This is a genomic window from Roseisolibacter sp. H3M3-2, assembly GCF_029211165.1.
Classification (GTDB): domain Bacteria; phylum Gemmatimonadota; class Gemmatimonadetes; order Gemmatimonadales; family Gemmatimonadaceae; genus Roseisolibacter.
Window position 1 is genome coordinate 1 of record NZ_JARGEK010000185.1, and the last position, 9,131, is coordinate 9,131.

Genomic DNA, 9,131 nt, shown 5'->3' on the forward strand with positions numbered 1-9,131 from the left:
CGACGACCGCCGCCCGCTCGCCGACCGGGCGCCGCCGCCACGCGTGCGCCGTCCCGGCCGCGCGCACCGGCGCCGCGTCAACCTGCGCGTCGTCGTGGGCGTCGAAGGTCCGCACCGTCTCGCCGGTGGCGGGGTTCACGGTCGCGATCGGCATGGGCGTGCGGTCTCCGGGCGTCGGGGTATGCAGCGCGGGCGCGAAAGATGGCCGCGGGTGCGGCGCGCGACCACGGCGCGACCACGGCGCGCCGCGGCGCCCCGGCGCACGGCGGCCCCTGCCGACCGCGCCGCCGACCGCTTACCCTCCGGGTCGACCCTCGCACCGTTCCGCATGCCCCGCCCGTTCCGCGCGCCGTTCGGCGTCGCCGCGCTCGTCGCCCTCTCGCTCGCCGCCGCCTGCGAGAAGGTCACCGCCCCGCTCGAGGACCCCGCCAGCACGAGCTACGCGCCGGCGCTGCGAGTGAACCTCGGCCAGATGACGCGCACGCCGTCGGGGCTCTACTACCAGGACGTCGCGGTCGGCTCGGGCGCCGAGGCGGACTCGGGGAAGACGCTGGGGACGTACTACGTCGGCTGGCTGTCCGACGGGCGGCGCTTCGACGGCAACCGCGACACCGGCCGCCCGTTCACCTTCATCCTCGGCACCGGCGCGGTCATCAAGGGGTGGGACGAGGGGATCCGCGGGATGCGCGTCGGCGGCCGCCGCCGCCTCGTGATCCCGCCGACGCTCGGCTACGGCCCGCGCACCAACGGCTCGATCCCCGCGGGGTCGGTGCTGGTGTTCGAGATCGACCTCGTGACCGCGACCGCGCCCGCCCCGTCGACCTGACGCCGGGCCCCTGCGAGACACGAACGGCGGCCCCACGGGGCCGCCGTCGTTCGTTCGGGATCGGAGCGCCGCCGCGTCAGGCGGCCTGGAGTCGCCCCGCGCGCTTGGCGCGGTAGAGCGCGGCGTCGGCGGTCCGGAGCAGGTCGTCCAGGTCCGCGCCGCGGTCCTCATCGAGCCGGCTCGCGCCGATGGTCGCCGAGAGGAGGTACTGGCGCCCCGGCTGCCCGTTCCGCTGCGCCAGCGCGCGGTAGAGCCGCGACAGGATGGCGTCCTCAGTGGCGTCGTCGGCGCCGACCACGAGTACCGCGAACTCGTCGCCGCCCAGGCGCGCGATCACGTCGGTGTCGCGCATCGTCGCCCGCAGCACCGCCGCGACCTCGGTCAGCGCGCGGTCCCCCTCGGCGTGCCCGAAGCGGTCGTTGATCGGCTTGAAGCGGTCGAGGTCGAGGCAGAGCATCAGCAGGTCGCCGCCGCTGCGCCGCGCGATCCGCAGCTGGTGGTCGGCGAGCGCCCGGAAGCCGCGACGGTTGTACAGCCCCGTCAGCTCGTCGGTGAGCGCCTCCGTGCGCGCGGCCGCCTCGGCGCGCATCCGCTCCCGCAGCAGGCGCTGCAGCGCGCGGTAGTTCCGCACCAGCGCCCCGAGGCCGACCGACGCGGCCAGCAGCTCGACCAGCCGCGCGCCCTGCGATGGCGCGGAGGCCACGGAGAGGAGCCCGACGGCCGCGGTGACGAGCACCAGCACGAAGCCCGGGGTGCGGAGCACCGGCCGGTCCGCGAGCGAGCGGTCGAGCAGGGCGGGGACGAGCATGGCGAAGGAAGGCAGAGCGGGGTGATGGCGCCGGGATCGCTCTCGCTGTGAGGCAGGTCACATGCCGGGTGACGGACTCGTGCATTCCGCCCGCGCGATTCCCGGCAAGTCGTTCGTGGTACGCGCTTTACGTCGGGAACGGCAAATCTCGCCGGAGCGGCAGTAATTGCCGCCGAGCGGCCGACCGGCAAGATTAGCCGGCCGGCAGTCTGCTCCGCACGCGCGCCAGCGCCTCCTCGAGCAGCGCGGCCGTCTTCCTCGCCTCGTCCACCGACATGCGCTCAGGGGCGGTCCGGACCGTCAGCGTGAAGCCGCCACCGCGTCGCGTCACCTGCTCGCACACCGCCCGGGCCGCGCGCACCGGCGCCTCCTCACCCAGCCCGGTCACCTCGCGAGCCGCCCGCAGGCGCTCCTCCCCGGTCGGCAGCGTCGCGACCTCGCGCAGCGTCCGGAAGGTCAGCCGCGCCAGCGCCTCCTCCGCGAGCTCGGCGTCACCACGCCCGAGCTCGGCGAGCAGCGTCGGCGAGAACGCCCGCGCGATCGACAGCAGGTCGCCCGCCCGCCCATGACTCGACCCCAGAGCCCGCGCCACAGCGCGCACGGAGTCGGGAAGCCCGGCCTCGCGGCGGTTCCGCTGGATCGCCGAGAACGACACCGCCTCCTGCCACGCGGTGAAATCCTTGCGCAGCAGGTTCCGCCGGTACACGATCGCCGCCGCGGCATGGTCGGGAAGGGCCCCCCGATCCACCACCGGCACCTCGGCGAGTCCCGCCAGGTTCGCCGCAGCAAGGCGCCGATGACCCGACAGGAGCTCGAAGCCGTCCCCGACACGCCGGACCTCCAGCGGCGTCTCCACCCCGTGCTCGGCGATGTCCGCCACCAGCTCGGCGAGCGCCCGCCCCTCGGCGTCCAGCCGCCCCAGCTCCCGCGCCCCCCCCTCGTCGATGAGCGCCGCCGGCCCGTCGACGGCCCCGAGCGAGGCCGCCACCGCCGCCACGGCCCGCGCCGACGGCCGGCCCTTGGGCTGGAACGGCGACGGCCGGATGCTCGGCACCCCGGCCCGCACGATGACCTCGGTCGCGTGCGGCGCCCACTGCTTGAGGACGGCCAGCTCCGACTCGTCGACGTCGTAGGCGGCCGCGAGCTGCCCCGGATCGATGCGCGTCCGCCTCACGCGACCCCCTCTGCGACGAGCTCGTCCGCCAGCTGCCGGATCGCGCGCCCCGGCGGCGAGTCGGGGGCGTAGGCGGTCACCGGCAGCTGGCGCTCGTGCGCCTCCGCGACCGCCGCGCCGCGCTTGATCACCACCTGCGACATCTCCGTCCCGAACCCGGTGGAGAGGAACTCGAGCGCCCGCTTCACCGGCCGCCGGTTCTCCTCCTTGTTGCCGACCACCCGGAACGGGACGCCGCGCGCCTCCGCCATCGCCGCCAGCTTCCGAGCCTCGGGGATCGACTCCGGGTTGAGCTCCGGAACGACCAGCAGGAACACGTGCGGCTGCGCGAGCACCACCGAATGTCCGGGGTCGTCCAGCATCGGCCGCATGTCCACGACCAGCGTCCGCCCGGGCGCCGCCGCGCGCGCGAGGTGCGTGGCCAGCGCCGACGGACTGACCCCCGCCAGCGTCGCGCCCCCGCGGTAGAGCGTCATCCCGTGCACCGCCACCGGCTCCGCACGCAGCGGATCGGCGACCGCGCGCTGCCCCGTGAAGCGGGTGAGCGATCCCTGGGGGTCGAAGTCGATCAGGGCGACGTCCCGCCCGTGCTCCTGCGCCAGCGCGAACGCCAGCGCGGCCGCCACGGTGGTCTTCCCGGTCCCGCCCTTGCCGCTGCCGACGGCGACGATACGGGCGGTGTCCGACTGTCGGACGCTCATGCGGACTGCGGTAGAGGCGCGCGTCTGGACCGCGGGCTGCTGTCCGACTGTCGGACGCGCTCGGCGGGCGGAGGGGACGGAGAAGATAGCGAGTGCCATCGATTCCGGGGGCGCCACGTCGCGCTCCCTCGCCACGACGCGCGTCGCGCGGATACGGCACGCCCGTCGCCGGCGCCGCACCCTGCGCCCATGATCGCCGCCGTCCGTTCCGCCGCCGTGCTGGGCGTCGAAGCCTTCGAGGTCACGGTCGACGTCCACGTCGCGCCGGGACTTCCGCAGTTCACCCTGGTGGGCCTCCCCGCCGGCGCCGTGCGCGAGAGCCGCGAGCGCGTGGTCGCCGCGCTGGCCAACAGCGGCTTCGCGGTCCCGCCCCGACGCATCGTGGTCAACCTGGCGCCTGCCGACGTGCGCAAGGACGGCACGGCGCTCGACCTCCCGATCGCGATCGGCATCCTGGTCGCCCTCGACGCGCTGCCGCCGGAGTCGATCGCGTCGCTGGTGCTCCTGGGCGAGCTGGCGCTCGACGGCTCGCTGCGGCCGGTGCGCGGGGCGCTGCCGATCGCCCTGCGCGCGAGCCGCACCGGACGCACGCTCGTCCTGCCGCCCGCGAACCTGCCCGAGCTCGCGCGGCTCCCCGACCTGCGCTGCGCGGCGCCGGCGACCCTCCTGGCGCTGGTCGCAGCGCTGCGCGCGGGGGCGCTGCCGGCGGCGTCCGCGCCGCGTCCGACGGGTCCCGCCTCCCACGCCGACGACCTGGCCGACGTGGTCGGCCAGCCGGTCGCGCGCCGAGCGCTGGAGATCGCGGCGGCGGGCGGCCACAACCTGTTGCTCGTCGGGCCGCCGGGTGCCGGCAAGACGATGCTGGCCCGCCGCCTTCCGACGATCCTGCCGGCGCTGGCGGACGAGGAGGCGCTGGAGGTCCTCGCGGTCCGGTCCGTCGCCGGGCTGCCGGTGGGGTCCGACGCGCTCGTGCGCCCGTTTCGCGCTCCCCACCACACGATCTCCGCAGCCGCGCTGGTGGGCGGGGGGAGCCCGCCGCGCCCGGGCGAGGTGACGCTGGCCCACAACGGGGTCCTGTTCCTCGACGAGCTGCTGGAGTTCCCCCGGCACGTGCTGGACGCCCTGCGCGAGCCGCTGGAGGACGGTCGGGTGCTGATCGCGCGCACCACCGCGACCGTGACGCTTCCGGCGCGCTTCGCCCTCGTCGGCGCGACCAACCCGTGTCCGTGCGGCCACGCGGGGGAGGAGGACGGGCGGTGCGTCTGCGTGCCGGCGGACGTGGAGCGCTACGCGGCGCGGCTCTCGGGGCCGTTGGCGGACCGGATCGACCTGCACGTCCGCGTGGCCGCCGTCGCGCCGCGCGACCTGGCGAGCGTCGGCGACGATCCGTCGGCCAGCGGCTCCGCGGCGGTGCGTCGCCGGGTGGAGGAGGCGCGCGCGCGCCAGCGTGCGCGGGCGCCCGGCGACGCGGCGGGCAACGCGCGGCGGACCGGCGCGTGGTTGGAGCGGGAGGCGCGGCTGCATCCCGAGGCGCGGGGGCTGCTCGTGCGGGCCGCCGAGCGATTGGGGCTGTCGGCGCGTGGGTTCTACCGGGTGCTGCGGGTGGCGCGGACCGTCGCGGACCTCGACGCGATGCCCGACGTCGGGCCCGTGCACGTCGCGGAGTCGCTGCGATTCCGGCCGGCGTCACCGCGGAAAGCAGAGCGGCGGGTGCGATTATGTTGACGCATGCGCGCATCTTCGGAGGCGTCGGGCGAACGCGAGCGAGGGCTCGTCGACTGGTTCCGTGAGGCCGGTCCGGTGCTGCTCGGGTTCTCGGGCGGGGTGGACTCCAGCTACCTCGCGGCCGTCGCCGTGGAGGCGCTCGGGGCCTCGCGCGTGCTCGCGGTGCTCGGGGTCAGCGCCTCGCTGGCCGACGAGCAGCGGGCCGTGGCCCGCGACGTCGCGACGCGCGTCGGCGTGCCGCTGGTGGAGGTGCCGACCTTCGAGCTGGACGACCCCGCGTACGCCGCGAACCCGACCGACCGCTGCTACTTCTGCAAGCGGGAGCTGTGGGGGCGGCTGGCGCCGCTGGGGCGCGAGCGCGGGATGGTGATCGTCGACGGGACCAACGCCGACGACCTCGCCGACTGGCGTCCGGGGGGGAGGGCCGCCGAGCAGGCTGGGGTACGGTCGCCGCTGGCGGAGCTGGGGTTCACGAAAGCCGAGATCCGGGCGCGGTCGGCGGCGCGCGGGCTCCCGACCGCCGAGCTGCCGGCGGCGCCATGTCTGGCGTCGCGGCTGCCGTACGGGACCGCGGTGACGACCGACCGGCTGGCGATGGTGGGGCGCGCCGAGTCGGCGTTGCGGGGTGTGGGGATCGGAGGGGACCTGCGGGTGCGCCACCACGGGGAGTTGGCGCGTGTCGAGCTTGGGCCCGAGGAGCTGGCGCGGTGCGCCGACGCCGCGCGGCTGCGGGAGATCCGCGCGGCCGTGCGCGGTGCGGGGTACGCGCGGGTGGCGATCGACCTGCGCGGCTTCCGCTCGGGCTCCCTGAACGTGCTGGGCGGTGTCGTCGCCGCCTGACGCGTCGGCGCTGGCGCGCGCGCTCGAGGCGCTCGGGGTGGCGTGCGAGGTCCGGGTCGAGGGGGCGCTCGCGCTGCTCGTCCCGACCGGGTCCGCAGCGTTTCCCGACCCCGTGACGCGGCGACGGATCGTGGAGGCGGCCAGGGACGCCGGCTTCGCCAGCGTCTCGCTCGAGCTGCCGGACGGGCCGGACCCGGCGGCGGGGTGAGCGAGGCTCCCGCGCCGCTGCGGCTGTTCGTCGCGCTGAACCTGCCCGACGCGGTGCGCGCGGAGGTCGTCGAGGCGTTGGGACCGCTGCGCGGCGCGATCCCGCCGGGCGTCGTGTCCTGGGTGCGGGAGCCGAACCTGCACCTGACGCTGCGGTTCCTGGGCGAGGTACCCGCGGAGCGCGCGGCGGCCCTCGCCGGAGCACTGGACCACACGGTCGCGGATGCGGTGGCGCCGACGCTGACCCTGGGCGGGATCGGGGCGTTCCCGACGCGGGAGCGGCCCCGCGTGCTGTGGGTCGGCGTCGAAATGAACGTCGCGCTCGCTGCGCTGTATCAGAAAGTGGACGATCTTTGCGATACGCTTGGCTTCGGGCGCGAGTCGCGGCCGTACCGGCCGCACCTGACCGTCGGGCGGGTCCGGGCGGGGCGCCGTCCTCCCGCCCTCGACGGCGCCTTCCTCACCACCCCACGCTGGAGCGTTCGTGTGCCGACCGTGGACCTGATGTCGAGCGAGCTCGCGCCGGGAGGCGCGCGGTACCGGGTGCTGCGGGCAGCGCCGCTCTCCCGGCGCGAGGACGCCTGATGCTCGGCTGCCTGCGGCGGCTCGGCTGCCTGTCTATGCTCCTCCTGGCCGGGGCGCTCTGGTACTTCCAGGACCTCTGGTGGCCGCGGGCGCGGCGCGCGGTGGGGCCGGAGCCCGCGGTGGTCGCGGCGGCCGACTCCAACGGCTGGGAGTCGCTGACGCAGGACCGCGCGACGCGCGGCGAGCGGGCGGTGCGGGCGCTCGCGGCGCGCAGCGGGCCGGTGTACGTGAACCTGCGGGCGGGGGAGCTCGTGTCGTACGCCTTCCTGTCGCTCGCCGACGCCCCGCCGCTCCCCCTCGACGACGCGCAGGCGGCCGTCGTCGGCGATCGCGTCTACGTGCGCTCGGTCGTCTCCCTCCGCGACCTCGGCGGGGCGCTCGGCGCCGCCGGCGCGCTGCTCCCCGAGCGCGACACGCTGCGGCTGGGCGGGCAGTTCGAGGTGATCCGCCCGGGGCTGGCGCAGTTCCGGGTCGCCGAGGTGCGGGTCGGCGAGCTGCCGGTGCCCGCGGCCGTGGTGCCGCGCCTCCTGCGGACCGCCGGCGTCCGCTCGCCCGCCGGCGTCGCGCCTGACGCCATCGGCTTCCAGATCCCGCAGTACATCGGCGACGTGCGCGTCGCGCGCGGCCGGATCACGCTGTACAAGGCGACGCCCTGAGGGGCGTCCACTCACTCCAGCACGCACTCCCATGGCCCGCCGCATCCTGGTCGTCGACGACGAACCCGGCATCCGCAGCGCCCTCGGCCAGCTCCTCGAGTACGAGGGCTACGACGTCCGCACCGCCCCCAACGCCGCGGAGGGGCTCGCGGAGTACGACCGGTTCCGCCCCCACCTGGTGTTCATGGACATCAAGATGGCGGGGCTGGACGGGCTCGAGGCGCTGCGGCAGCTCAAGCAGACCGACCCCGGGGCGCTGGTCGTCATGATCAGCGGCCACGCGACCATCAAGACCGCCGTCGAGGCCACGCAGGCGGGGGCCTACGACATCCTGGAGAAGCCGCTCGACACCGACCGCATCCTCGTCCTCCTGCGCAACGCGCTGGAGCACGTCGACCTGGCCGCCGAGAACCAGCGGCTGCGCGAGAGCATCGAGAGCCGGTTCGAGATCGTGGGGCGGTCGTTCGTGATCCGCGCGCTGACCGACCAGATCGAGAAGGTGGCGCCGACGCCGGCGCGCGTGCTCATCACCGGCGAGAACGGGACCGGCAAGGAGCTGGTCGCGCGGGCGATCCACAAGCACTCGCCGCGGAAGGCGCGCACCTTCATCGAGGTGAACTGCGCCGCGATCCCGTCGGAGCTGATCGAGTCCGAGCTGTTCGGCCACATGAAGGGCTCCTTCACCGGCGCCGTGCAGGACCGGCCGGGGAAGTTCGAGCAGGCCGACGGCGGCACGCTGTTCCTCGACGAGATCGGCGACATGAGCCTGAGCGCGCAGGCGAAGGTGCTGCGCGTGCTGCAGGACGGCGTCGTGACGCGCATCGGCGGCTCCAAGCCGCTCAAGGTCGACGTGCGCGTGGTGGCCGCGACCAACAAGGAGCTGGAGGAGGAGATCTCCAACGGGCGGTTCCGCGAGGACCTCTACTACCGCCTCAACGTGGTGCCGCTGCGCGTCCCGCCGCTGCGCGAGCGGCGCGAGGACATCCCGCTGCTCGTGCGCCACTTCCTGGCGGTGCTGGCGCGCCAGGACGGCCTCCCGCCGCGCGACGTCGACGACGCGGCGGTGCAGCGGCTGCAGGAGCTGGAGTGGCCCGGGAACGTGCGCGAGCTGCGCAACACGGTCGAGCGGCTGCTGATCCTGGCGTCGGGGCCGCGCATCACGCTCACCGACGTCGAGCGGCTGGTCGGCCGCCGCGCGCTGGAGTCGGGGGGGATCGGCGCCCTCTCCGACATCGGCACGTTCGAGGAGTTCAAGTACGCCGCCGAGCGGGCGTTCCTCGTGGCGAAGCTGCGCCAGTACGACTGGAACGTGAGCGAGACGGCGCGCGCGCTCGACATGCCGCGCTCGAACGTCTACAAGAAGATCGAGCGCTATGGCCTGAAGCGCGAGGACGCGTGAGCCTCCGCGCTTGACACCCGGGGCGTGACGGCGCGTACGTCCCGGCATGTCCAACCGCGACTGGGAGAAGGAGCTCGCCGAGATCGACAAGCGGCTCGCCTCGATCCCCGACGAGCCGCCCGAGCGCACGCCCGACCGCGCGCCCGCGCCCACCCAGGCGGCCGCGGGACGGGTGCCGGCCCCCACCGCGCGCCCGGCGGCGCCGGCGCC

General features: G+C 75.5%; 11 protein-coding genes. 7 read left to right on the plus strand and 4 right to left on the minus strand.

All coding sequences use genetic code 11. From position 1 onward, the window contains the following. The coding region (locus tag PYV61_RS26620) for an aldehyde dehydrogenase family protein (protein WP_345785242.1) at positions 1-154 on the minus strand (154 nt) is incomplete at its 3' end. A 318-nt stretch (positions 155-472) separates the two neighbouring features. Here PYV61_RS26620 and PYV61_RS15105 point away from each other — a divergent pair. Further along, positions 473-826 carry an FKBP-type peptidyl-prolyl cis-trans isomerase gene (locus PYV61_RS15105; RefSeq protein WP_345785243.1) on the plus strand — a complete coding sequence of 118 codons (354 nt, stop codon included), beginning with the start codon at positions 473-475 and terminating at the stop codon, positions 824-826. Positions 827-902: 76 nt separating this feature from the next. Here PYV61_RS15105 and PYV61_RS15110 read toward each other — a convergent pair whose 3' ends face one another. From PYV61_RS15110 to PYV61_RS15120, 3 genes are all read right to left on the minus strand, one after another. Next, the gene (locus PYV61_RS15110) at positions 903-1,634 is read right to left on the minus strand and encodes a GGDEF domain-containing protein (RefSeq protein WP_275832994.1); all 732 of its coding nucleotides are present in this window, start codon (positions 1,632-1,634) and stop codon (positions 903-905) included. A 193-nt stretch (positions 1,635-1,827) separates the two neighbouring features. Continuing rightward, positions 1,828-2,808 (minus strand): ParB N-terminal domain-containing protein, encoded by a 981-nt coding sequence (locus PYV61_RS15115; protein ID WP_275832997.1) that lies wholly within the window; start codon positions 2,806-2,808, stop codon positions 1,828-1,830. Further along, the gene (locus PYV61_RS15120) at positions 2,805-3,509 is read right to left on the minus strand and encodes a ParA family protein (RefSeq protein WP_275832999.1); all 705 of its coding nucleotides are present in this window, start codon (positions 3,507-3,509) and stop codon (positions 2,805-2,807) included. The genes PYV61_RS15115 and PYV61_RS15120 overlap by 4 nt, the downstream gene beginning before the upstream one ends. A gap of 189 nt (positions 3,510-3,698) precedes the next feature. Between PYV61_RS15120 and PYV61_RS15125 the strand changes: the two genes are divergently transcribed. From PYV61_RS15125 to PYV61_RS15150, 6 genes are read left to right on the plus strand one after another with little or no spacing between them, the layout of a single operon-like run. Beyond that, entirely contained in the window at positions 3,699-5,234 is a 1,536-nt protein-coding gene (locus tag PYV61_RS15125) for a YifB family Mg chelatase-like AAA ATPase (RefSeq protein WP_275833001.1), read from the plus strand. Positions 5,235-5,237: 3 nt separating this feature from the next. Beyond that, the gene (larE, locus tag PYV61_RS15130) at positions 5,238-6,074 is read left to right on the plus strand and encodes an ATP-dependent sacrificial sulfur transferase LarE (protein WP_275833004.1); all 837 of its coding nucleotides are present in this window, start codon (positions 5,238-5,240) and stop codon (positions 6,072-6,074) included. Next, positions 6,058-6,282 carry a hypothetical protein gene (locus PYV61_RS15135; RefSeq protein ID WP_275833006.1) on the plus strand — a complete coding sequence of 75 codons (225 nt, stop codon included), beginning with the start codon at positions 6,058-6,060 and terminating at the stop codon, positions 6,280-6,282. Before larE ends, PYV61_RS15135 begins: the two co-directional genes overlap by 17 nt. After that, positions 6,279-6,866, plus strand: coding sequence for an RNA 2',3'-cyclic phosphodiesterase (thpR, locus tag PYV61_RS15140; RefSeq protein ID WP_275833008.1), 588 nt, complete (start codon positions 6,279-6,281; stop codon positions 6,864-6,866). Before PYV61_RS15135 ends, thpR begins: the two co-directional genes overlap by 4 nt. Beyond that, complete coding sequence (locus PYV61_RS15145) at positions 6,866-7,522, plus strand: hypothetical protein (RefSeq protein WP_275833010.1); 657 nt, start codon at positions 6,866-6,868, stop codon at positions 7,520-7,522. Before thpR ends, PYV61_RS15145 begins: the two co-directional genes overlap by 1 nt. A gap of 31 nt (positions 7,523-7,553) precedes the next feature. Beyond that, positions 7,554-8,921: a sigma-54 dependent transcriptional regulator gene (locus PYV61_RS15150; protein ID WP_275833012.1), complete on the plus strand. Its 1,368-nt coding sequence runs from the start codon at positions 7,554-7,556 to the stop codon at positions 8,919-8,921. Positions 8,922-9,131: the final 210 nt, after the last annotated feature.